At 29.8% G+C, this 23,583-nt stretch carries 22 protein-coding genes and 1 pseudogene; 6 read left to right on the top strand and 17 right to left on the bottom strand.

The window, feature by feature from the left end:
* Window positions 1-75: 75 nt before the first annotated feature.
* Window positions 76-273, bottom strand: a complete 198-nt coding sequence (locus tag ACREVX_RS07945; protein ID WP_431543640.1) for a hypothetical protein — start codon at window positions 271-273, stop codon at window positions 76-78.
* Between the two features lie 416 nt (window positions 274-689).
* Here ACREVX_RS07945 and ACREVX_RS07950 point away from each other — a divergent pair, with 416 nt between their 5' ends.
* The 4 genes from ACREVX_RS07950 (at window position 690) to ACREVX_RS07965 (ending at window position 5,934) form a co-directional block, all read left to right on the top strand.
* On the top strand, window positions 690-1,220 hold the full coding sequence (locus ACREVX_RS07950; RefSeq protein ID WP_431543641.1) for an amidase domain-containing protein: 531 nt from the start codon (window positions 690-692) through the stop codon (window positions 1,218-1,220).
* Between the two features lie 219 nt (window positions 1,221-1,439).
* Window positions 1,440-2,456: a LacI family DNA-binding transcriptional regulator gene (locus ACREVX_RS07955; RefSeq protein ID WP_431543642.1), complete on the top strand. Its 1,017-nt coding sequence runs from the start codon at window positions 1,440-1,442 to the stop codon at window positions 2,454-2,456.
* 12 nt (window positions 2,457-2,468) lie between these two features.
* Window positions 2,469-4,196 carry an ABC transporter ATP-binding protein gene (locus ACREVX_RS07960; RefSeq protein WP_431543643.1) on the top strand — a complete coding sequence of 576 codons (1,728 nt, stop codon included), beginning with the start codon at window positions 2,469-2,471 and terminating at the stop codon, window positions 4,194-4,196.
* Entirely contained in the window at window positions 4,162-5,934 is a 1,773-nt protein-coding gene (locus tag ACREVX_RS07965; RefSeq protein WP_431543644.1) for an ABC transporter ATP-binding protein, read from the top strand. Before ACREVX_RS07960 ends, ACREVX_RS07965 begins: the two co-directional genes overlap by 35 nt.
* 105 nt (window positions 5,935-6,039) lie before the next feature.
* Here ACREVX_RS07965 and ACREVX_RS07970 read toward each other — a convergent pair whose 3' ends face one another.
* The 10 genes and pseudogenes from ACREVX_RS07970 to ACREVX_RS08015 form a co-directional block, all read right to left on the bottom strand.
* On the bottom strand, window positions 6,040-7,527 hold the full coding sequence (locus tag ACREVX_RS07970; RefSeq protein ID WP_431543645.1) for a HAMP domain-containing sensor histidine kinase: 1,488 nt from the start codon (window positions 7,525-7,527) through the stop codon (window positions 6,040-6,042).
* A complete protein-coding gene (locus ACREVX_RS07975; RefSeq protein ID WP_431543769.1) occupies window positions 7,517-8,203 on the bottom strand; it encodes a response regulator transcription factor in 687 nt (228 codons plus the stop codon). The genes ACREVX_RS07970 and ACREVX_RS07975 overlap by 11 nt, the downstream gene beginning before the upstream one ends.
* Before the next feature lie 475 nt (window positions 8,204-8,678).
* A complete protein-coding gene (locus ACREVX_RS07980) occupies window positions 8,679-9,677 on the bottom strand; it encodes a LacI family DNA-binding transcriptional regulator (protein WP_431543646.1) in 999 nt (332 codons plus the stop codon).
* Window positions 9,678-9,856: 179 nt separating this feature from the next.
* A complete protein-coding gene (rbsB, locus tag ACREVX_RS07985; protein WP_431543647.1) occupies window positions 9,857-10,714 on the bottom strand; it encodes a ribose ABC transporter substrate-binding protein RbsB in 858 nt (285 codons plus the stop codon).
* Window positions 10,707-11,291, bottom strand: a pseudogene (locus tag ACREVX_RS07990) (ABC transporter permease subunit); the annotation flags it as partial. The pseudogene ACREVX_RS07990 and the gene rbsB, both read right to left, overlap by 8 nt.
* Before the next feature lie 41 nt (window positions 11,292-11,332).
* Window positions 11,333-12,838: a sugar ABC transporter ATP-binding protein gene (locus tag ACREVX_RS07995; protein ID WP_431543648.1), complete on the bottom strand. Its 1,506-nt coding sequence runs from the start codon at window positions 12,836-12,838 to the stop codon at window positions 11,333-11,335.
* 26 nt (window positions 12,839-12,864) lie between these two features.
* Window positions 12,865-13,260, bottom strand: coding sequence for a D-ribose pyranase (gene rbsD / locus ACREVX_RS08000; protein ID WP_431543649.1), 396 nt, complete (start codon window positions 13,258-13,260; stop codon window positions 12,865-12,867).
* Between the two features lie 38 nt (window positions 13,261-13,298).
* A complete protein-coding gene (gene rbsK / locus ACREVX_RS08005) occupies window positions 13,299-14,234 on the bottom strand; it encodes a ribokinase (protein ID WP_431543651.1) in 936 nt (311 codons plus the stop codon).
* 213 nt (window positions 14,235-14,447) lie between these two features.
* Window positions 14,448-15,107 carry an HD domain-containing protein gene (locus ACREVX_RS08010; RefSeq protein WP_431543652.1) on the bottom strand — a complete coding sequence of 220 codons (660 nt, stop codon included), beginning with the start codon at window positions 15,105-15,107 and terminating at the stop codon, window positions 14,448-14,450.
* 32 nt (window positions 15,108-15,139) lie between these two features.
* Window positions 15,140-16,114: a 1,4-dihydroxy-2-naphthoate polyprenyltransferase gene (locus ACREVX_RS08015; protein WP_431543653.1), complete on the bottom strand. Its 975-nt coding sequence runs from the start codon at window positions 16,112-16,114 to the stop codon at window positions 15,140-15,142.
* 206 nt (window positions 16,115-16,320) lie between these two features.
* Between ACREVX_RS08015 and ACREVX_RS08020 the strand changes: the two genes are divergently transcribed.
* Window positions 16,321-16,869 carry a biotin transporter BioY gene (locus ACREVX_RS08020; protein ID WP_431543655.1) on the top strand — a complete coding sequence of 183 codons (549 nt, stop codon included), beginning with the start codon at window positions 16,321-16,323 and terminating at the stop codon, window positions 16,867-16,869.
* 77 nt (window positions 16,870-16,946) lie between these two features.
* On the opposite strand, the gene ACREVX_RS08025 is transcribed toward ACREVX_RS08020, so the two are convergent.
* Window positions 16,947-17,285: an arsenate reductase family protein gene (locus tag ACREVX_RS08025; protein ID WP_431543656.1), complete on the bottom strand. Its 339-nt coding sequence runs from the start codon at window positions 17,283-17,285 to the stop codon at window positions 16,947-16,949.
* Between the two features lie 50 nt (window positions 17,286-17,335).
* Window positions 17,336-18,694 carry a hypothetical protein gene (locus ACREVX_RS08030; RefSeq protein ID WP_431543657.1) on the bottom strand — a complete coding sequence of 453 codons (1,359 nt, stop codon included), beginning with the start codon at window positions 18,692-18,694 and terminating at the stop codon, window positions 17,336-17,338.
* A gap of 277 nt (window positions 18,695-18,971) precedes the next feature.
* On the opposite strand from ACREVX_RS08030, the gene ACREVX_RS08035 reads away from it, so the two are divergent.
* Window positions 18,972-19,244, top strand: coding sequence for a hypothetical protein (locus tag ACREVX_RS08035; protein ID WP_431543658.1), 273 nt, complete (start codon window positions 18,972-18,974; stop codon window positions 19,242-19,244).
* A gap of 57 nt (window positions 19,245-19,301) precedes the next feature.
* On the opposite strand, the gene ACREVX_RS08040 is transcribed toward ACREVX_RS08035, so the two are convergent.
* The 4 genes from ACREVX_RS08040 to ACREVX_RS08055 form a co-directional block, all read right to left on the bottom strand.
* Window positions 19,302-20,522, bottom strand: a complete 1,221-nt coding sequence (locus tag ACREVX_RS08040) for an ABC transporter permease (protein ID WP_431543659.1) — start codon at window positions 20,520-20,522, stop codon at window positions 19,302-19,304.
* A gap of 12 nt (window positions 20,523-20,534) precedes the next feature.
* Window positions 20,535-21,227, bottom strand: a complete 693-nt coding sequence (locus ACREVX_RS08045) for an ABC transporter ATP-binding protein (protein WP_431543660.1) — start codon at window positions 21,225-21,227, stop codon at window positions 20,535-20,537.
* A gap of 50 nt (window positions 21,228-21,277) precedes the next feature.
* A complete protein-coding gene (locus ACREVX_RS08050) occupies window positions 21,278-22,432 on the bottom strand; it encodes an efflux RND transporter periplasmic adaptor subunit (protein WP_431543661.1) in 1,155 nt (384 codons plus the stop codon).
* 207 nt (window positions 22,433-22,639) lie between these two features.
* Window positions 22,640-23,506, bottom strand: coding sequence for a tRNA 2-thiocytidine biosynthesis TtcA family protein (locus tag ACREVX_RS08055; protein WP_431543662.1), 867 nt, complete (start codon window positions 23,504-23,506; stop codon window positions 22,640-22,642).
* Window positions 23,507-23,583: the final 77 nt, after the last annotated feature.

The following is a 23,583-nucleotide window of genomic DNA, read 5'->3' on the forward strand; positions in this document are numbered from 1 at the left end:
TGAATATTAAAAAATAAAAAACATAATCTTCTTTTCAATGGAGGATTATATTTCTTATTTTATCTTCTATGGGTTTTAATTTTTTTTGGATTTATTGATTTTATTTGTTTTACTTTTTATATTTTCACATCGAATAAATGTGTTGCACATTGAACAGCTATAACTTTTTGATAAAACTTTGTAAACTTCTCCTTTTTCTTTAATTTCTTTTTCAAACATTGATACTACAGTATCTCTTAACACTCTACAGTTTGGGCAAAGTTCATTATTCATTTTAACAACCTCCAATTAACTTTATTGATATTATTCCCATAAAGTATACTATTATTACCTTTTAAATACATGAAAATTCAATTTGTATTTTTCTACGATTGTTGCACTATTTGGGAAGAATGCGCCATAACCTTATAATTTATATATAGTTTTGTAGAGACACTTGTATATTTATTAAATTATTCAAATTTTCAGAACCATAAAACCCACGTATGGGACAAAAAAACTTTGGGGGTAATTCCCTTTCTAAATAATCTATCATTAATACTTTTAAATTTCAAGTTAACATTCCGTTTGATTTTAAAAAATTATGTTATAAATATAAATATGGTGCAATGAATAAATTTTTGACTTTTATGAACATTCCAACTATCTTTATCATAGAATTTAAAGATAGTAATTTTATGGAGTTTAATATGGACTTTTTTAGAGCGAATAAATATTCAAGAATAAATGCAGTGAAATATGCTAAAACCTATGCATTGTATCCAAACCCTAATTTTAGGTACTACCCTCTAATTAATAACGAATCTAGTGGTGATTGCGCAAACTTTATATCTCAGTGTCTACTAGCCGGTGGAGCACCTATGATTTTTAATTCTTCACATCCATGGTGGTACAAGAAAGCTAATACAGCTAGTACAAAGGATGATACCTGGTCTATATCGTGGGCGGTGGCACACTCTCTTTATTGGTTTTTAAAAATCAATCAACAAACTAAAGCTCCAGGAGCTAAAGGTCTTGAGATATATGATACTGCCCTGCTTGAATTAGGTGACTTGATATTTTTCGAAGATAATAATGGTAAAATATTTCATTCTACCATTATTACATCTTTTAGATATTCGCAGCCTTTAGTTTCACATCATTCATTTGAAGCTTTAAATATATTTTATAAAAGTTCTTGGCCTGCTAAGCGTGTACATTATTTAAAAATAAGTTTATAAAATTTTATTTTTGTACTTTAGGCACATGAAAAGAAATAACAAGTCAAAATGTTAACATATTGACTTGTTATTTCTTTTTATGTTCTTTAGTATACTGAAAATTGAGAACCTACGTTATAGAATTAGTAATATAACGTAATATATATATTTTACAAACGTTGTATTCATACGTTAAATTACATATAATAGTATTAAATCATAAAATTAGAGGTGAATTACTTGAGTAATAAAACTACGATATCAGATATAGCTTCTGAATTAGATATTTCAACTATATCAGTAAGCCGCGCACTATCGGGAAAAATTGGAGTTGGGGAAGAATTAAGAGAAAAAATCTTAATTAAAGCAAAAGAAATGGGATATATAAAGCCAACTGGTAAAATCAATTATAAAATTTTAGTTCTTCATCAAAGACCCTTGATGCAAGATAATAGTAATTTCGCATACATGATCCAGGGAATTGAACGGGCCCTTCAAAAATTAGACATCTATTATCATACAGAATTTGTTGATAAGAATAATCAGGATAAAATGCAACTTCCTTATAAGTTAATGAAGGAGAATAATTTTAATGGTGTAATTTTAATTGGAAAATTTAATGACGGTTATATCAGTTTACTAAAACAAAAAATAAAGAATTACATTTTCTATACTGGGTACTCCCCTTCCTGTGATTTTGACAGTGTTTGGTTTAATTTTAATAATGGAGGATATAAGCAATGCGAGTATTTAATAAAGAAAGGACATAAAGATATTGGATTTTTAGGAAGACGTAGTATTTTATTTAGGAATAAAGAAAAGGTGTTAGGCATAACTTCAGCACTTGAAGATTATCAAATACCTATTAATAACGATTTTTTTACTTACGTTGAAGAGAGCTTCGAAGAAAATTTTGAGAAGTCAGTTTTAGATTTACTTTTGGCTAAAAGCAAACCATCCGCAATAATATGTCAAGGTGATTTTATATCTGTGAAATTAATAAATCTTCTTAATAATAAGGGAATTAAAGTGCCAGAGGATATTTCTATTATTAGCAGTGGAAATACTGAAATGGCATCACTAATGTTACCACCTCTTACTACTTTAGATTTAAACATTGAGTATTCATGTGAAGTAGCTGTAGATTTAATTTTAAAAAGGATTATGAGCCCTGATAAACCTTGCGAGAGCATAACAATTAATAGTACTCTAATTCCACGAGAATCTGTTAAAAGTTTGAATGAATTAAACCTATAAAGGAGGAATAATGTGGCAAAGAACATTATAATAGATTTTTTTAAAGACCATAAGATATCATATTTTATTGGCATTATCTTTATGATGCTAACTTCATATATTCAGTCATTTTTTCCTAGAGTCTTAGGTGATACAATTGATATACTAGGAACTAACAATTTTTCTTTTGCACTTGTGAAAATAAAAATTATTTATATACTTTTAATTGCAGTAGGAACTTTTATATGTACCTATTTATGGAGAAATCAAATAGTAGTTAATGCTAGAAATCTTGAATGTCATCTGCGCGCAAAATTATTTCTTCATTTTCAAAAATTATCACCTGAATTTTATAATAAAAAGAAAACTGGTGATTTAATTGCTTATGCTATAAATGATATTTCTGCTGTAAGAATGACTTTTGGACCAGCTACGGCTATGATAATAAACGTCATTGTTATATGCAGTATTTCTATATATTTAATGGCTAAGATTATAGATTTTAGACTTACATTAATGATATTAGTTCCAATTCCATTTATAATATATTTTATGTTTATGATAGGTAGACTTATTCAAAAACGATTTAAAAAGGTTCAAGAGAATTTTGCTACAATCTCTGGTAGTGTACAAGAAAATATATATGGAATTAGAGTCATAAAATCATATGTACAAGAGGAGTCTGAATCCATGAAATTCGAAATTCTAAATAGACAGATGATGGATTCTAATCTTAACATGGTAAAGGTTTCTTCTTTGCTCGCCCCTGTAATTCAAATTTTTTTTAGTATAAGTTTCGTTATGAATCTTATTATAGGCGGTAACATGGCGCTAAATAATGTTATAACTCTTGGGGAGTTTATAGCCTTTAACGGATATCTTACAATGATCATGAGACCTATAATTTCTATTGGCCGAATTATAAATATATTTCAAAGAGGGATTGCCTCGCTTAAAAGGTTGGATGATATATTTAATGAGAGCCCTCAAATTACGGATGGATTAAAAATGATAAGTAGTCCAATTAAGGGTGAAATAGAATTTAACAATTTAAGCTTTTCTTATGATACTCATGGCAAAAAAGCGATAGAGAACATTATACTAAAAATACCTAAAGGTTATACCGTTGGAATATTAGGAAAAACAGCTTCAGGTAAAACATCTCTTTCAAACTTATTATTAAAACTCTATATGTCACCTCGAGAAGAAATATTAATTGATAAAGTGGACATAAATGACTATTCTCTAGAAACACTTAGAAGTAGTATTGGTTATGTAACTCAAGATAATTTTTTGTTTTCAGCAACTATAAAAGATAATATAAAATTTTTCAAAGATATATATACCGATGAAGAGGTTGAAAACGCTGCCAGGGCAAGCTCTATATATGAAAGTATTATTAATTTTCCTAATGGATTTGATACTATACTTGGAGAAAGAGGCGTTAATCTATCTGGTGGTGAAAAACAACGTATTTCTATAGCTAGGGCTATTATTGGTAACCCACCTATTCTTATTTTAGATGATTCTCTTTCAGCTGTAGATACTATTACTGAAGGTAAAGTACTTGAAAATATACAGAAAATAAGGAAAGGTAAGACCACAATAATTATTGCTCATAGAATTTCTACTATACGACATTCAGATTTTATTATAGTGTTAGACAAAGGCAGAATTTGTGAAAATGGAACTCATAATGAGCTCATAAAGAAAGGAGGACTCTATTATGAAACCTACAAGTCTCAATGGGAAGCTTCATAAAGTAAATAGTTTTAAAAGGCTTTTAGGACTAACTAAACCACATATTAAAAAGATAATTTTAGCTGCGCTATGTGTAATTATTGTAAACTGCGCAGAACTACTTAAACCTTATATATTAAAGGTTGTTATTGATGACTTCTTAATAAAGAAAGTATCACAAAATGGTATATACTCAATAACATCTATGGGAATAGCATATTTCGTTATTGCACTTATTGGAGGGTTATCATCTTTTATACAAGTAAATTTAATAAACAAAGCCGGTCAGGAAATTATGATGAATTTGAGAAGGCGTGTATTTAGGACAATACAATTTCTCCCTCTAAAGTACCTTGATAAAAACTCATCAGGAAGAATCATAACAAGAGCCACAAACGATGTTGAAGCTTTAAGTGAAATGTATACTGATGTAATTATAAGCTTGTTTAAAGATGCTTTTTTACTAATAGGTATTGTTTATGTTATGCTTGCACTTGATGTGAAATTAGCATTTATTTCATTCTCAGTTGTACCCATAATGTTTTTTATAATTTTTATGTTAAAGAATAAGATAAAGAAAAATTTTACAATAATGAAAAGCTTAATAGGTAGAATTAATGGATTTATGGCTGAAAACATATCAGGGATGAAAATAATTCAAATATTCACAGGAGAAAAGGAAAAAAATGATGAATTCTTAAAACTAAACCAAGAGTATTTAAAAAGTACATTATTTCAAGTTAGGATAAACAGTATTTTAAGACCGGCAGCAGATGTTTTTCAAAGTCTTGCAGTAGCAATTATACTTTGGTATTCTATGGGTAAAATTGCAAACCAAACTATAGAGATAGGTGTACTTTACGCTTTTACAACTTATATAAAACAATTTTTCAATCCAATATCGGATCTTGCAGACAGTTATACTACAATTCAATCGGCTTTGGTTTCTGCAGAACGAATTTTTGAACTTTTGGATGAGAAGGATTCACTAGAAAATTTAGACGAGGGAAAAAGCCTAAAGCATGTGCAAGGAGACATAGAATTTAAAAACGTTTGGTTTTCTTATAATAATTTAGAGTGGATACTGAAAAATGTTAGTTTTAAGGTTAAAAAAGGTGAAACTTTTGCATTTATAGGTGAGACAGGCGCAGGAAAAACTACAATCACAAGTCTTATAAGTGGATTTTATAAGATCCAAAAAGGAGAGATACTAATAGATGGAATTAATATAAATGATATAAAAAAGAGGGACCTTAGAAAAGGTATATCAGTTGTGCTTCAGGATGTATTTTTATTTTCAGGTGATGTAAAATCTAATGTTATATTAAATGATAATATAAGTGAAAATATTCTAAATGAGTCATTGGAAACTACTTGTGCATTAGATTTTGTAAATGAGCTTCCAGGAGGAATTCACGCAAAGGTTATGGAAAGAGGAGCCACATTTTCAGCAGGTCAGAGACAACTCCTATCATTCTCAAGGGCTCTTGCCCATTCACCGTCCATATTTATATTAGATGAAGCTACATCAAATATAGATTCCCAAACGGAAAAGTTGATACAAAAGGTTATTGAGGAGATGGCACAAAATAGAACCACACTTATTATTGCACATAGACTATCAACAATAAGAAATGCTGATAAAATAGTAGTTCTAAAACATGGACGAATCGTAGAAGCTGGAAATCATGATGAACTTATATGTTTGAAAGGATATTATAGTGACATGATTAATGGCAATGTTAAGATTGCAAATTAAATAAGTTTATAAATTAATATAAGAAAAGTATGTAAAATAATTATTTTACATACTTTTCTTAGTTTTATTATTATTGCCAGAATGTATAACCAAATACTATATTTCTTATTGTTTTGTTAAGTTAAAATAGAATTTAACTCCCTTTTGTGTATTTTCAACTCCACAACTACCACCATGAAGTAATACTATATTTTTAACTATCGAAAGTCCTAGACCAGTTCCACCAAGTTTTCTAGTTCTTGATTTATCTATTTTATAAAAATTATCCCATATCTTACTCGTTTCATCAGGATCAATTCCTTTTCCGCTATTTTCAACTTCAATGCAAATTGAGTCTTCTTTATCTAACATTGTTACAGTGATGAATCCGCCTTCATAAGTATGTCTTATTGCATTCGTCATATAGTTTGTTAGTACCTGTTCAATTCTTGTCCAATCTGCATTTACCTTTATATTGGGAATCAAATTTAGTCGGAGTTTAATACTTTTTTCATTAAGCAATGATGAATATTTCTTAGTAACTGGTGTCACTAACTCATCGAGATAAAACTCTTCCTTAATTAAATTAAAATTTCCAGACTCTAATTGAGATAGATTTAACATATCTGATACTAAATTATTCATTTTCCTTGATTCGTCCATTATGACATCAATGAAATATTGTTTTTCCTCGCCTTCTAATATATCATCATTTAATGCGAGTGTATACCCTTCTATAAGTGTTATAGGAGTTTTAAGCTCGTGAGAAATTGATGCTACAAAGTCTTTCCTCATTTCCGTTAATTTCTTTTCTTTTTCAATATCCTTTTCTAATTGTGAATTAGCATCTTTAAGTGAGGTCAATGATTTATTTAGATTCTCTGATAGAAGATTAAGTGAAGCAGCTAGAGCACCTATTTCATCATCACTTTTAACTTCGCATTTTTCTGAAAAATTAAGTTTTGCCATTTTAGTGGCTGTATTAGTTATTTTTATTAATGGTTTTGCAATCATATTAGAGTAAATGAATGATAGAAATACAATTACAACTAATGCACCAATGTAGAAATACAAGTAAAATTCTTTTATAACTTGTACAGCTTCGTTTACTGGCTGTAGTGAAGAAAAAGCATAAACAATTTCATCTTTACTTTCATCATATGATATACCTGCAACACTTGTTGCCATATCAGGGTTACTTTGCGTAATAAATACTAATGGAGTCTCCTCTTTTTTGAATTTAGTAAGGCCGCCGATATTTTCTATCTCAGATGACATTATCTGATTAATTACTCTGGCTCTAAGGGAGTCTTTTCTTTCATCAGCTGTTTGCGTAAGATACTTTAAATTTCCTAAACTATCCCGTATAACTATTTTATAACTATTGTCTTCTTCAAAAGTACTAATTAAGGTAATCTCATCTTCACTCTTTGTTAACAAACTGTATTCACTTTTGAATTTTACAAGATTCTTTTCAAGATTATCTTTTTTCCATTTTATATAAAATTGCTGGAAGAATGCAGATTGAACTATTAAATTAGTGGTTATAAAAACTACAAAAACTATGGTAGTTATTGCGAAAAGCTTTTTTGTTATACTTTTTTCATTTTTCATTTTTCACCTCAAATTTGTATCCAGCCCCTCTTATTGTTGCTATAAGGTAAGATTTTTCACCCAACTTTTCTCTTAATCTCTTTATAACTGTATCCACAGTTCTTAAATCACCAAAGTAGTCAATACCCCATAAGGAATCTAATATTTTTTCGCGACTGAGTACAATTCTCTTATTAAGTATAAAATAATTCAATAATTCAAATTCTTTTGGTGATAAGTTAATTTCTATGTTATCAACAGTAACTTCGTGGCTTAAATTATTAACCTTTAGACCATCATAGCTATCTTCCTCCTTTAAGGAAGGCTCAGTGGTGTGTGTTCTCCTTATAATTGCTTTTACTTTAGCAACTAATAGCTTTGGAACAAAAGGTTTAGTGATGTAGTGGTCAGTCCCTAATTCAAAACCCAATAATTCATCGTCTTCTTCAGATTTAGCAGTAAGCATTATAACAGGGATATTAGATGTTTTTCTTATTTCCTTACATACATCCCATCCATCCATTACAGGCATCATTACATCTAAAATAACCAAGTCTATTTTAACTTTATTAAATATATTTATAGCCTCATTACCGTTTTCAGCTTGCAAAATATTATATTGTTCTTTTCTTAAATAAATAGACACTAAATTTCTAATTCTTTCTTCATCATCAACTATTAAAATGGTTTCCATAATAAAATTTCTCCTTTATTAAAAGCTTTTTATAAATTAGTTTATATCTTTCATTTAAATACGCATTTTTAATATTTTATATAACACTATCTATTATATAATACTAATAGCAATTATCAAAACTTATTATATATCATTCAATATGTATCTCATATAAAAATTCCTCTGCAAAAGGAGGTTACAGAGGAATTAGGATTAGGTATATTAATTTGTTTATACATTACTGTATATGTACCTTATTTATATAATAGAGTTATACTATGGCATGCAAATGGCAAACATGTTAACATTATGTTAATCATAATCAGTAGCTCTTTAAAGTGATTATAATTAAGATCATTAATTAAATTAGGTCTATTTAATCATATCCTTCGGATTTATAGCATAAAAACCGGTAATAATTACCTTATATTTCCAAGGAAATAATTCCAATTATTTACTGATTAATTGAAATTATCATTATATTAAGTATATATATTTATACAGTTCCACGAATAATAAGGTTAGTTTCATAATATATTTGTTTATCATCTGGTATATTTCCATTGATCACATCGATTAAAATGTTGCAAGCTTTTTTACCCATTATATATATTGGTTGCGATATAGTTGTAAGTTCTGGCTCTATAACCGAAGACATTTGAATATTATCGAAGCCAACAACGGATATATCTTTTGGAATTTTATACCCATTTCTGAGTAAAATTTTCATTCCACCTAATGCCATCATATCATTACTATAAAAAATAGCATCTATATTGTTAAAAGTGTTTATTATTTTTTGTGTTGCCAATATGCCACCTTCAACATTAAAGTCACCTTCAAATATATACTTTTCATCGTATAGTCCATAATTCGTCATTTCATCAATATAACCTTCTAATCTCTGAGTTGAAATTTCTAAATTTTCACTTCCTTTTACGAAAGCTATTTTTCGTTTTCCATTTTCATATAAATATTTAACACCATTCCTTACCCCCTGATTATTTAATGAAAAGACACCATAATAATCTTTATATCCATCAATATATCTATCAACCAATACAAAAGGAACATTGTTCTTTTTTAGTAAGGTTATACTTTCATTACTTTTACCACCAGACATAAAAATTATTCCATCTATAAGTTTACTTATAAGAAGTTGAATATATTTTTCTTCTTTGTGAATATCATTATCTGTATTGCATATCATTAAATTATATTCTAGTCTTTCAGCCTCATCCTCAACAGCTCTCGCCATTTCGGAGAAAAATGGATTTGTAATATCGGGAAGTATAATTCCTATAGTGCCCGATTTTTTAGTACTAAGGCTTCTTGCAATGGAATTAGGAATATAACTCATTTCTTTTGCAATTTTTAATATGTTGTTTCTGGTTACATTACTTATACTAGCATCTTTCTTGTTCATAACCATCGATACTGTAGCTTTTGAAACACCGGCCATTTCCGCTACGTCTTTCATTGTAACCTTATTCATAATTTCCCTCCAATTTGAAGTAAATACTTAAGCATTATAACATATTAAATCATCTCCTGCGGAGCTGAAATATATCTTAATTTGAAATACTTCATAAATTAATAACCCAGAGGATAATCCCCTGGGCTTCAAATTTTTAAATTATATTATCAGTGGGGAATAATATTTGTCTGTATTAACTATTTTTTTACAAGCTCAAGTTCTACGGGAACTTCCTTTTCTACTGCTTCACCTTTAGCTATTTTAATTGCATTTTCTACGGCAGTTGATCCCATTAGAGCAGGTTTTTGTGCAATTGTAGCTGAGAGATTTCCACTTTCAACTGCTTTTTTTGCTTCGTCATTTCCATCAAAACCCACTATAATAACATCTTTATTTGCTGATTTAGCTGCTTTTATAGCTCCTAGAGCCATTTCATCATTATGTGCAAATATAGCATCAAAAGTTGGAGTGGCTTGAATAATATTTTGAGTGACGTTTAATCCCTTTTGTCTGTCAAAGTCGGCAGCTTGACTTGCAACAACTTTAACACCATCTTTATTATCAACAATATTGTGGAATCCTTGTCCTCTATCTCTAGTAGCTGAAGCTCCTGGAATGCCTTGTAATTCAACTAAGTTTCCTTTCCCATTTAATTTATCCAGTATAAACTGTGCAGCCATCTCTCCACCTTTAATGTTATCTGATGCTACGTGACAAGCAACTTCTCCTCCATTTGCTTTCCTGTCTACTGTAATAACCTTTATATTGCTATCGTTAGCAAATGTTATGGAGTTTATAACCGCATCACTATCTGTAGGATTTATTATTAAATCTACTATTCCTTGTTGAACCAAATCCTCTACATTAGATCTTTCTTTTGATGCATCATTTTGTGAGTCAAGAACTACAATTTCATATCCTAATTCCTTGGCTTTTTTTTCAGCGCCCTCTTTCATTGATACAAAGAATGGATTATTAAGGGTTGAAACTACCATTCCAATTTTCTTTCCACCATCCGTAGTCTTTTGAGCATTGCATCCAACTAAAGTTTTCATTTCCACCTAGTGCATAAAGATACCTACCATATCTAGTTTGACTTAAAATATAAAATGCAGCCCCAAATACTATAATCATAATTGCAACTGGTGTTGGTAGCCCTAAAATAGATTTATTACCTATTCCAGAAAAACTTTGTCCAAGTCCAGATATCGGAATTCCATTTGTATACACGTAAGTTACTCCTCTGAATATAATCATTGTTGCTAGAGTAGCTATGAAAGCTTGAATTCTACCTTTTGAAACAAGCATTCCATTTATAAACCCAATTAAACATCCAATAGCTAAAGATACAATTATTGCTAGGGTTATGTTCCCTGTTGACTTTATTATCCCTGCTGCAACAGCGGCGCTTACTGCAAGTATTGACCCTACAGATAAATCTATTCCTCCTGTAAGTATGACAAAAGTCATTCCTACTGCTATAACTGCATTAACAGAAACTTGAGTAAGTACGTTTTTAATGTTGGCAAATCCTAAAAATCTTGGTGAGATAAAAGATATAACTATACATAATACTAATAGACCTACTAAAGATTTATATTTTAAAATTGAACTCTTTAAACTTTTTTTCACAATATAAGCTCCTTCCTTTGCGAGAATTAACATTTAAAATGTTAACCTTTTATACCAACTGCATATTTCATTATTATTTCTTGAGTGGCTTCCTCGCGAGAAAGCTCACCGGATATGCTACCCTCATGCATTACTATAATCCTATCGCAAATGCCAAGTATTTCAGTCATATCAGAAGATATCATAATAATTGATTTACCCATTGACTTTAATTCATTTAAAACTTCATAGATTTCTTTTTTAGCTCCAACATCTATTCCTCGAGTTGGCTCATCTATAATTAGTACTTCAGGTGCAAGCATTAGCCATTTAGCTAAGATAACCTTTTGCTGATTGCCTCCACTTAAGTATTTAATTAACTGATGCGCACTGGGTGTTTTTATAGAAAGTTTTTTTATATACTCCTCAATAGACTTACTTTCATTTACTTTGTTTATTTGTTTAGCCCCATTTTCATATTTTTTAAGGTTAGCTAAGGTCATATTTTCCCCAACGGACATTCCTAGAATGAGGCCCTCTTTTTTTCTGTCTTCTGAGAGATAACAAACTCCTTTTTCAATAGAGTCTTTAGGTGAACGAATATTAACTTTTTCATTACCAACAAATACTGTACCGGAAGTCTTTTTATATTCTCCAAATATAGTTTTTGCAAGTTCTGTTCGCCCTGACCCCATGAGTCCGGATATGCCTAAGATTTCTCCACCTTTTGAACTAAAACTAACATTGCAAACCTTTCCACCAAAACATAAATTTTCAACTCTTAATATGGTATCGGACTTAGGTGACTCTCTGTATGGAAATTGGTCCTCAAGTTTTCTGCCAACCATCATTGATATTAAATCATCTTTTGTAATGTCTTTTGTTTTAACATCCCCAATAGATTTGCCATCTCTTAAAACTGTTATTTTGTCCGATATTTTAAATATTTCATCCATTCTATGTGAGATGTATACAATGCCCATATTTTCACCTTTAAGTTTTGTTATTACTCTAAACAGATTATCAGTTTCAACATCAGTTAATGCAGTTGTTGGTTCATCCATTATTATCACTTTTGAATTTTTGGAAAGAGCTTTTGCAATTTCTATTAATTGCTTTTCGCCTACATTCAAATTTTTCACTAAGATATCTACATCAATATTAAATCCAATATCATTAAGTAACTTTTGAGATTTCTCTTTAAGAACTTTTTTGTTTATTCTTCTTGTAAGTCTGCTAAACACTTCATTACCTAAAAATATATTTTCCCATATACTTAAATTAGGAAGAACACTTAGTTCTTGATGAATTATTGCTATTCCAAGTTTTTCTGCATCTTTTATATTTCTTATGTCTACAGTAGAGCCTTGTATAATAATGCTACCTGAATCCATATTATATACTCCACTTAAAATTTTCATCAAAGTAGATTTTCCTGCGCCATTCTCTCCTAGAAGAGCAAGAACTTCTCCACTATAAGCGTCTAAGCTAACATCTTCAAGAGCTTTTACTCCTGGAAAGGATTTTGAAACATTTTTCATTTGAAGTAGAGGTGTTATATCAGTCATGGAATCTCCTCCTTAAAATTAGTTCTTTAAAATACAACTCCTGATTTTAATATTATATTCGCATATGCAGTTTGTTCACCGGTCCTTATTACCGCTTTACACTCTTTTAACTTGAATTTAAGTTCTTCATGAGTAGTAAATGTAATTTTAATATTTCCAGTTATTTTTTTTATTTCATTGAACAGATCAGGACTTAGATTGAAAGTCTCTTTAGCGAGAATTACTTCCTCAATTTCAAGTTCTGTTAATACAGCTTTTAAAGTTTCAATAAACCCAGGTATATTTTTAATTAATGCAATATCAATTCTCTTAGTACATTCAGGAATTGGCAAACCACAATCACCTATAGCCAATGTATCTCTATGACCCATTTTAGAAATCACTTCGCATATTTGTGAATTTAGTAATGCAGTTTTCTTCATAACGAAACCTCCTTAGATTATTTATAAATAAAAGTAGACTAAATACAATCTTTACCGTAAATATCTATTACTTCTTGAATAGAAGGTATTGAGGGTTGTGCACCATCTCTTTGAACAACTATTGAAGAAACTTTATTAGCAAAAATTATAGCATCTTTAATATTTTCGTAACTTAAATCCTTTGAACCTAATCTACTCGCTACTGCCCCAATAAAACTATCTCCCGCAGCAGTTGTATCAATAGCATTAACTTTAAATGCTGGAATTAATTCTGCTTTTTCCTTTGTTATGAGTGCTGCCCCTTTTGACCCTAGTGTTATTATTACGTTTTTCACTCCCATATTTATTAAATGTTCAGCGGCTGTTTTAGCACTTTCCAAGTCGTAAGTTAAAACACCGGTAATATCACATGCTTCTGTTTCATTTGGAATTATTATATCTACATGTTTCAATAAATTTTCATCTATTTTTTTGGATGGAGCTGGATTTAATATTGTTGTAATATTTTTCGATTTTGCATAAGTAAAAGCCTCAATTGTAATGTCACTAGGAGTTTCAAATTGTGCGATTATCACATCACAATCTATTATAACTGAATAGCTTTGTTTTATTTCCTCTGAACTAATACACATATTAGCTCCAGCTACCACAACAATAGAATTATTACCTTCGCTGTTTACATTTATAATAGCTGTTCCAGTTGTTTCTTTATTATCTTTAAAAACAAAATCTGTATTTATTCCATCTAAATTGAGTTTATTAACTAAATATTCACCATTACTATCTATTCCAACCTTACCTATCATATAGACATCTGACCCCATTCGTTTAGACGCAATTGCTTGATTTGCTCCCTTTCCTCCAGGAATGGTGGATAAGCTTTTAGCAAAAATGGTTTCACCTATTTTAGCCATGTTTTCAATCTTTAATACTACATCCATATTTAAACTTCCAAGTACGCAAGTTTTACTCATATAATAAACCACCTTTTTTCACTTAACCGATTTACTTAACCGGTTAATCTTATTGTAACCGTTTAATTTTTTTTGTCAATGAATAATTTTAAAAATATAATAAATTCTAAATTAAAAATTAACATAAAAATAAGACCAATTATTTTTGGTCTTGTTTTTACTAGTAATTATTAACTTTTTAGGATATTTAACAACCTTTCAGCAAGAGATGATTTAATCTATTTCAATGCAATCCCATTCTCTAAAGAATTTATCAAGATAATCCTCCATAAATGTATGCCTTGCGATTGCCATAGATTTGCCGGAAGGTGTATTCATTAAATCTTTTAGCAATAATAGTTTTTCATAAAAGTGATTAACCGTAGTATCAACGTTATTCTTATATTGCTCAAAATCCTTGTACTTTTGTGGTTTAATATTAGGATTGTATAGTTCTCTTCCTTTGTAGCCACCATAAGCAAATGCTCTTGCAATTCCTATAGCCCCCATAGCATCTAATCTATCTGCATCTTGAACAACCTTACCCTCAATTGTACATTGACTAGAATCTGTTGTTCCACCTTTAAAAGAAATGGTTCTTATAATATTTGAAACGCTATTAATAATATTATCGTCTACACCTACACTTTCTAGCCATAAACGGGATATTTTAGGGCCAATATCACTATTACCATCATTAAATTTCCAATCAGCAATGTCATGTAATAGAGCAGCCAGCTTAACTACGAATATATCAGCACTTTCTTTTTGTCCTATATAAACAGAAGTTTTATAAACTCTTAATGTGTGAAAGTAGTCATGACCAGTTCCCTCACCACCTAATTTACTTTGTACAAATTCTTTTGTTTTATCAACAATAAGTTTTTTATTCACAAATCTACCTCCTTTATTTAGATGTTATTTTCCTATAAGTTAAATGTAAGAGCTGCACCGATAACTAAGATATGTGTTAGGTTCATTAAAGCAAAATTTTTAACCGATAAAATGAAAGTTTCATTTTTAATAGGTCGATTATGAAATAATTTTACATTTTTATACACTGGTATTATAGTTAAAATTACAAGGAGTGATGCCAGTGGTGTAACTTTTAATAAAACTAAAATTAAAATATCAAGGTATGCAATATAATACAAAGTACTAAATAGGTTAATAGCATTTTCTTTACCTAGATAGTAAGGTAATGTATATCTCTTGTTACTTATATCCTCTTCAAGATCACAAATATTATTTGCAAGCATTATGTTCGCTATGCCACTCATAGTAGGAATTGAGATTAAAAATATATAAAATAACTCAACTAAATTTATACTGATATTCAAAACATTCGCGTTATATGTAAACAAGATTATATTACTATTAAATATATGCACGTAGCAGGATAAAAATAGAATTATCAATCCCATAAATACACCGGAAAACACTTCACCTAAAGGCATGCGTGATATTGGAATAGGACCGTATGTATAGAAAACACCTGCTAAAAAAGAAATAATACCGATTAAAAGTACAAGTAAATTAGTGTTCAAAGTTAATAGAATTCCACAAAAAATTGCAATTGTTAATAGAACAAAAATTATAGTAATAGCTAAGGATTCTTTTATGCCATATTTAACTATTTTATTGTCAGGATTGTATTCATGATGAATTATATCTTTTTTATGGTGATTTAAATCCTTTTTATAATCTATATAATTATTTATTGCAGTGGTAGCCATATCAAAGGCTAAGAGTGAGATACCCATAATAATAAAATTTTTAAAAACAAAACTTTTATATCGATACACTGAATAAAGTGTTCCTATTATAAATGGTAACATACTTGCTAATTTTGTTTTAAGTTCAACGAACTTAAAAAAATTAATTATATTAGTTAAGCACAATGTTCAAACCTCCTGATTTTATTTGACTTACAAAACAAATCATGATAATATTATTGTAAACCTATATAATAAATTAGGTTTACAATAATAATTATTACATTTATTTTAGTGTATGATATTATTAAATAACTATCGGTTAAATCATCTCCTGCGGAGCTGAACTCATCTCCTGCGGAGCTGAAATATCGTTAAAGGGAGGATTAAATTTGAAATTAACTACAAGAGACCTAATAATTACTGCATTATTTACTTCGCTTACAGCTGTGGGTGCATTTATCTCTGTACCAATAGGTCCAATTCCTGTTACGCTGCAAACAATTTTTGTTGTTTTATCTGGACTAATATTAGGATCTAGGTTAGGAGCGTTATCTCAAATTACATATGTTATTCTAGGTTTAATTGGATTACCTATTTTTTCTGGTGGTACTGGAGGACTAACTTCTATAGTGAGCCCTACTTTTGGATTCTTATTAGGTTTTATAGTAGCTGCTTATGTAATTGGAAAGCTTACGCAAAAAAACAAGTCACTTCCCAAAATAATATATTCTGTCATTATAGGTAGTTTAATAATTTATGTTATAGGGGTTCCCTACTTTTATTTAATATTTACGCACTATTTAGGCAAGAGTATAAATTTCTATGAAGCCCTTAAATTTGCTTGCTTGCCATTTATACCTGGTGATATTATAAAGGCTATAATATCAATAACATTAGGTAAACAACTAATTCCTAGATTATCAAAATATTTAAATTAGGGAGTGCATATTAGTTATTGTTTAATTGTAGGAGATATATATAAGCATATCTCCTTTTTTAGGTCTAATTATTACTACTATTCCCAGGTTGTCCATACTTCTGGTAGATAACCAACAGTGGCCTCTTTTCCATTTCGTACTATTGGCGTATTAAAAAGTTGTGGATTATTTAATAAAATCTCCACTTTAGTCTCCTCTCCTCTAATTTGGTCTAAATTTAATTTCTTATAATCTTTTGCCTTTGTGTTAATTAAATTGTTTAATCCTACAGCATTTTTTACACTATTTAGTTCACCTTTACTTAATCCTTTAATAGTTAAATCTATGAATTGATATTTTATATTTCTCTCCTTAAAATATCTTTGCGTTTTCTTTGTGTCAAAACACTTTTTGGTTCCAAAAAATTGAATGTTCATTTTACAAAAATCTCCTTAAAATATTTTTTTTTATTTTTTAGACTATTATACTATAATATTATCATAGCAAGTAGCACTGTAGCAACTATTCCACAGGATACAGGTATAATATTTCTGCGAGCTACATCAAAAGGTTCAACCTTGCATATTCCAGCAGCAGCTACAACGCTCCAAGGAATTATTGTTCCTCCGCCTATCCAAACAGTAATAATTTGACCAAAGGCTGCAATACTTTCTTTATCTATATTAATTGCACTTGAAAACGTGTTGGCTAAAGTTCCTACTAGTGGAAGACCTGCAAAACCTGACCCACTAAAGCCAATAAGTGTACTAACTGCTGTTTGTATACCGACAATGGAATATTTTGATAAAGGTATTACCCTAGCCAAATACAAACCTATATCACTTAAAATGCCACTCGCTCCACTGCCGAGTATATCAATTGCACTACCTTCACTTCCTAGAAAAAAGAAAGCACCGATAATTATAATTGGAGCAAATATATTTATACCAAAGGTAAAACCACTTTTAATGTATATAGTAACTGTACTGAGTGAAGTTTTAGCGCCATTATGAATTATTGATGAAATAATCATTATTATTGCAGCTGTTCCACCTATTAAAGCTGTTGATTCAGGGCCTATAAATTGGAGTTTCTTAATTAAGATTATATCTATTATAAATAGCAAAGGAGTAACTATTGCCATTATTTTTGTTCCTACCAGCTGATTTTGAGTTCCGGTTGCTTTTTCATCTACTTTAACTTGTATATCCTTGTCTTTTCTCATAAGCATAAATGCTGTAGTTATAGTAACTAAACTCATAACGGCCCAAAATGGGATGCTCTTGCTAATAATGCCTAAAGCATTAGGCAAGTTAGCAGTTTTAGCAGTTATTGATGGTGCTGCTTGAAGAACAAAATCACTTGATAATGCCACTCCATTTCCAAACAAACATAAAACTACAGCAGCCCATACTGGTGGAAGTCCTGATGCTATCGCTGCAGGCACCATAAGCGCCCCTATAAAAACTACTGCAGGTGTTGGCCATATAAACCATGAAGTTATTGTTACAGTTATCCCTAGGACGAAAAAAGACATGGTTTTGTTTATCATTAATTTTTTAATAGGTTTTATAATCAGTTCATCAGCACCCATGTCATGTAAAGAGCTAGACATTGAATTAACTAGGGCTATAACTACCACTATTTCAATAAATTCTTTTCCAGATACCACAATGGCTTTATATATAATTTGCACTGCATTTAAAACATCACCCGTAAAAATATATCCTATGATTCCAATTCCTAAGATACAAGGAAGTATTACATCCTTTTTAAGCGCAATTACAATAGTAATTATTAGAATAATGATGATGTAAGCATAATGAATTGTACTTAAATTTGCCATGTATTTCTCCTCCTTATATGCAAATACTTAATATATAGTAAACTATTAAAATAACTAAATAAGTTATTTTAATAGTCATTATACTTAAGATACATTAAATTGAGTATATGCAATATTTGAAGAACTTAATCAATTTTCAAAGTTATATAACATGACTTTAAGTATTATTTATGTTAGACTTAAAATTAATTAAAAATACACGATAAAATATTTCAAAAATAGGAGAATAACGGGTTATAACCGTTATCTACTTGAAAATATTGGCAAGGAGGCAAAGATGTTAAAAATTTGGGGTAAATTAATTAAAGATAATAGAATTATAAGGGATGAAGTGGTGACATCTGAAATAGATGATAGTTACCAAGAAAACTTAAAAATGTGTATAACGCAGTTATGTTATGAATTTGATATTGCAACTCCTTATTGGTTAAAATCAAATGTTAATGAATATAACAAAAGGCATAAAGTTAGCTTTGATGAAAATAATTTTATAGAAGAAATTTATTTTGATAGATTTATGATAGAAGAAATAAAACCAACTGAAAAATAGTGTGAGTAAGCACTATTTTTTAGTTGGTTTTATTAAATGAAAAAAGCTATTTAACTTTTACTCATACCTAAGTGCATCAATTGGATCTAGTTCTGCTGCTTTTTTAGCTGGGTATATCCCAAAGAACACACCTACTACTGAGGAAAATAAAATAGAGACAACTATGGAAGTTAATGATATAACAGGTGTTATTCCAGCAAAACTACCAATGACTTCTGCCCCAATAATTCCTAAAATCATCCCTATTATGCCACCCATTACTGATAATATAACGGATTCAATTAAAAACTGCATTAGTATAATTTTGGTAGTTGCCCCTACTGCCTTTCTTATTCCTATTTCTCTTGTTCTTTCTGTTACTGAAACTAGCATTATGTTCATTACACCGATACCTCCAACAAGTAATGATATACCAGCAACTGCTCCTATAAACGTTGTAAATATGCCAAGAACACTGTTGATTTGCTCAAGTATTGCTAAAGCGTTATCTGCTGAATATATATCCTTACCTCTGTTATTGTGCCTTGATTCAAGCATTTTTATTGTTCCGTTTCCTGCAGATTCACTATTATCTTGTGTATCTGAAACTACTGTAATTGAACTTATTTTAAATTCAGTTGATTGTAGTGTACTTAAAAACGTAACAGGGGAAGTAATTATAATTGGTTTACCAGTATTTTTACCAGTTCTTCCATTTCCAAAAGGTGATGTTATTCCTTTCTCTACGCCTATAATAGTCATCTTTTTCATTATATTACTCTGACCTACTTTTATACTTTCACCTACTACGTCAGAATAACCAAATAGTACAATTGCATCTGATTCGTCAATTATACCAACTGCACTGCCCTGTTCATATTCTTTTTCATTAAAATACCTACCGTAAATAATTTCTGTATTATTTATATAAGCAAGATCGGGTGATCCACCTCTCATATAGGCATTTTCACTATCTTTATTAGAAATAACAGACCCTCTAATTTGAAAGGAAGGGCTTGCATATTTAATACTATCTATTTTTTCTTTTATTTGTTTTACATCATCTAAAGAAATATAATCAGTTGATTGTGCTTCTGCTCCACTTATGCTGACTGTAACTGAGGATGCTCCTAATTTTTCAAACTCACCTGATATGGATTTTTGTCCTCCTTGACCTAGAGAGACAATTGTTATAACTGAACTTATACCAATTATTATACCAAGCATAGTTAGGAATGCACGCATCTTATTTGCTTTTATACTTTGTAACGCCGTTTTTATACTTTCAAAAATAGTCATACTTTTCTCTCCTTATAAAACGATTCTATGTTCAACTGTGGAATCTGACACAATTTCACCATCTTTAAACCTTACAATTCTATTTGTATGGTCTGCAATTTCAGGTTCATGTGTAACCATTATAATTGTAGATCCTTCATTATTTAGATCTTGAAATATTCTCATTATATCTTCTGATGATTTTGAATCAAGGTTTCCTGTAGGTTCATCTGCCATTAGAACTGCGGGTGAGTTGACGATTGCTCTTGCTATTGCAGCTCTTTGCTTTTGACCTCCTGAAATCTCATTTGGCATGTGTTGTACCCTATCCGAAAGACCTACCTTTTCAAGTGCATAAAGAGCTTTTTGCTTTCTTTCTTTCGCAGGAACACCCGCGTACATCATTGGAAGCTGTACATTTTCAAGTAAACTAATTCTTGGTATGAGATTAAAGGACTGAAATACGAATCCAATTTCTTTGTTCCTAATATAGGCAAGCTCATTATCACTAAGACTTGATATATCCTGTCCATTTAAAATGTATTTACCACTATTCATTTTATCAAGGCATCCAAGGATATTCATAAGCGTTGATTTACCAGACCCAGAAGCTCCCATTATTGCTGTAAACTCTCCTTTTTCTATTTTGAGATTAATTTTTTTTAGAGCAGTAAATTCAACATCGCAAGTTTTGTATATTTTTATAAGGTCAGTTATCTCTAACATTTATATTCCTCCTTGTATTTCTAAACGTAACATAGCAATTATCAATTAGGTTACTCGGCTCCTTCTTTAATAATTGTTCCATCTACAATAGAAGTTGAAGGGTTCAACACAATTTTTTCACCCTTTGTAATTCCTTTAGTTATTTGAACTTCAGTGTCTGATTGAGTGCCAATATCTACATTTACTTCATGGACAATGTTGTCTTTAACAACGTACACTGAATTTTTATTTCCCTTTTCTATCTTTAAAGACTCAGAAGGTATTTTAATAGCACTGGCAACACTTTCTACTAGTATGTCTACATCTACATCAAAATCTATTTTAAGATCTGGTGATTTGTCCAAAATGTCTATTTCTACATCTAAGGTTGTTTCGCTTCCGGTTGCACCAACTGTTATTTTTGCTGCAGGCTGTATAAATGAAATTTTTCCTTTATATGTAGAGTTACCAGTATTAACTATTACTTCTTGACCAATTTTTACTTTAATCGCATCATATTTACCTAGGGAAGCTACTCCCTTTAAACTTTTCACATCTTGAACTACAACAATTGGTTGTGATGCATTCCCAATTGAACCTTCTAACGCGTTTAAAGCAGTTACCACACCAGTATTTGTAGCTACAATTGTGCTTTTGTTATCAGCTAAGACCTTTTTAGCTGAAATTAATGCTATTTCTGCAAGCTTTACAGCGTTATCAGTTTGTTTCAACTTTTCTCCTGAAATAGATGATAATGCACTCCTTTGTTGTTTTTTAGTTTCTAGCTTTGCTACATTCGCTGGACTTGAACTTCCTTTTAAATCTTTAATTTCTTTGTCTAAATCTGAGATTTTGTTTTTTATTTCATCACTTTGATTATACAGATCGCTTTTTTGAAGAACTGAATTATCGTATTGAAGTTGAGCTTGACTAACTGGTGAAGCTAAATCCACAGCCTCATAACTTACCAATATATCTCCTTTTTTAACATTATCACCAACACTTACATTAACTTTTTTTATTTTAGATTGAAGACCATAATATTCTTTACTATTCTTCGATTTCACTGTTGCTGTAGTAGATATATATGACTTTAGTTCTCCAAGTGTAGCTATTGAAGTTTTTACAGTTGCTATCTTGTTATTTTTATTTTTTTGATTTATTAAAAATACACCACTTATAATACAAACTACAATTAAACTGTAAATGACTGTTTTCTTTTTCATTATTTTTCCTCCTTGTATATCAATTAGCTGCAGATAATAATTGTTAATTTTTATCTGTCTTAACTTAATATTTATATTATATATTATATTATAAACTCTATGTAAATTTTTTTCAAATATATAAAAATATACATATAGTTAAAAATACTTTTTTATTAGTAATAAAAAAGTAGCAGCAGAACATATTATTAGTTCTACTGCTAGTATTTAATCTTCATCATAAAATTCTAAATATGAATGATTCTCGCTGTTTTTCTGCCAACCTAATATAGAATCCATATTTACGTTTTGAGTAGATCTAAAAATAGATTTATCTATACCACTAAAATTCTTTTTTAATTGCTTAACTAAATCTTTGATTTCATTTCGTTTGTTCCCAATTTTTTTTGCTGCAACCATACAAGCACAATTTAATGGCCAAATACCACTATCTTGAGTGAATTTTTCAATATCTTCCTCTTCAATATAATAAAGAGGGCGTATTAACTCCATTTTTTTAAAATTTTGTGCTTTTAGTTTTGGAAGCATTGTTTTAAAATTTCCTGAATAAAAAACATTTAACATAGTGGTTTCAATTACGTCATTAAAATGGTGACCAAGTGCAAGCTTATTACAACCTAGTTCTTGTGCTTTTGCATATAATGCACCACGGCGCATTTTAGCACACATATAACAAGGATAATCACGAGCAATGTTATCAATTATATCAAATACTCTTGACTCAAATATTTTAACAGGAATATTTAAATGTTTACAATTATCAACTAATAAATCTTTTATATTTTTATGATAACCTGGATCCATAGCAATATATTCTAATTCAAACTCAACTTTACCGTGCCGTTGTAATTCTTGAAATAATTTAGCCATTATAAGGCTATCTTTACCTCCTGAAATAGCTACAGCAATTTTGTCACCAGCATCAATTAAATTATAGTCCTTTATAGCTTTAACAAATTTTGACCAAATAGGTTTTCTATAGGTTTTTATAAGACTACGTTCTATTTCTTCTATTGGTTTTCTTTCATTAAAAGGAATTAAAATTTCACAACCTTCTCCTGCAATATTATCCATAAAATCACCCCTCTTGTGCATAAAATATTATAACATATTTAAGATGGGTTTGTCTTTGGAAAGTAATTGTTGCCAAC

It is taken from the genome of Clostridium sp. (assembly GCF_050717545.1).
Lineage (GTDB): Bacteria > Bacillota > Clostridia > Clostridiales > Clostridiaceae > Clostridium_AD.

Coding starts and splice junctions, on each gene's coding strand:
- ACREVX_RS08025 (WP_431543656.1), bottom strand. CDS start 17,285: ATGAACATTCAATTTTTTGGAACCAAAAAGTGTTTTGACACAAAGAAA.
- ACREVX_RS07970 (WP_431543645.1), bottom strand. CDS start 7,527: ATGAAAAATGAAAAAAGTATAACAAAAAAGCTTTTCGCAATAACTACC.
- rbsK (WP_431543651.1), bottom strand. CDS start 14,234: ATGAGTAAAACTTGCGTACTTGGAAGTTTAAATATGGATGTAGTATTA.
- rbsD (WP_431543649.1), bottom strand. CDS start 13,260: ATGAAGAAAACTGCATTACTAAATTCACAAATATGCGAAGTGATTTCT.
- rbsB (WP_431543647.1), bottom strand. CDS start 10,714: ATGAAAACTTTAGTTGGATGCAATGCTCAAAAGACTACGGATGGTGGA.
- ACREVX_RS08030 (WP_431543657.1), bottom strand. CDS start 18,694: ATGGCAAATTTAAGTACAATTCATTATGCTTACATCATCATTATTCTA.
- ACREVX_RS07965 (WP_431543644.1), top strand. CDS start 4,162: ATGAAACCTACAAGTCTCAATGGGAAGCTTCATAAAGTAAATAGTTTT.
- ACREVX_RS08035 (WP_431543658.1), top strand. CDS start 18,972: ATGTTAAAAATTTGGGGTAAATTAATTAAAGATAATAGAATTATAAGG.
- ACREVX_RS07980 (WP_431543646.1), bottom strand. CDS start 9,677: ATGAATAAGGTTACAATGAAAGACGTAGCGGAAATGGCCGGTGTTTCA.
- ACREVX_RS08045 (WP_431543660.1), bottom strand. CDS start 21,227: ATGTTAGAGATAACTGACCTTATAAAAATATACAAAACTTGCGATGTT.
- ACREVX_RS07995 (WP_431543648.1), bottom strand. CDS start 12,838: ATGACTGATATAACACCTCTACTTCAAATGAAAAATGTTTCAAAATCC.
- ACREVX_RS07945 (WP_431543640.1), bottom strand. CDS start 273: ATGAATAATGAACTTTGCCCAAACTGTAGAGTGTTAAGAGATACTGTA.
- ACREVX_RS07950 (WP_431543641.1), top strand. CDS start 690: ATGGACTTTTTTAGAGCGAATAAATATTCAAGAATAAATGCAGTGAAA.
- ACREVX_RS08050 (WP_431543661.1), bottom strand. CDS start 22,432: ATGAAAAAGAAAACAGTCATTTACAGTTTAATTGTAGTTTGTATTATA.
- ACREVX_RS08055 (WP_431543662.1), bottom strand. CDS start 23,506: ATGGATAATATTGCAGGAGAAGGTTGTGAAATTTTAATTCCTTTTAAT.
- ACREVX_RS08040 (WP_431543659.1), bottom strand. CDS start 20,522: ATGACTATTTTTGAAAGTATAAAAACGGCGTTACAAAGTATAAAAGCA.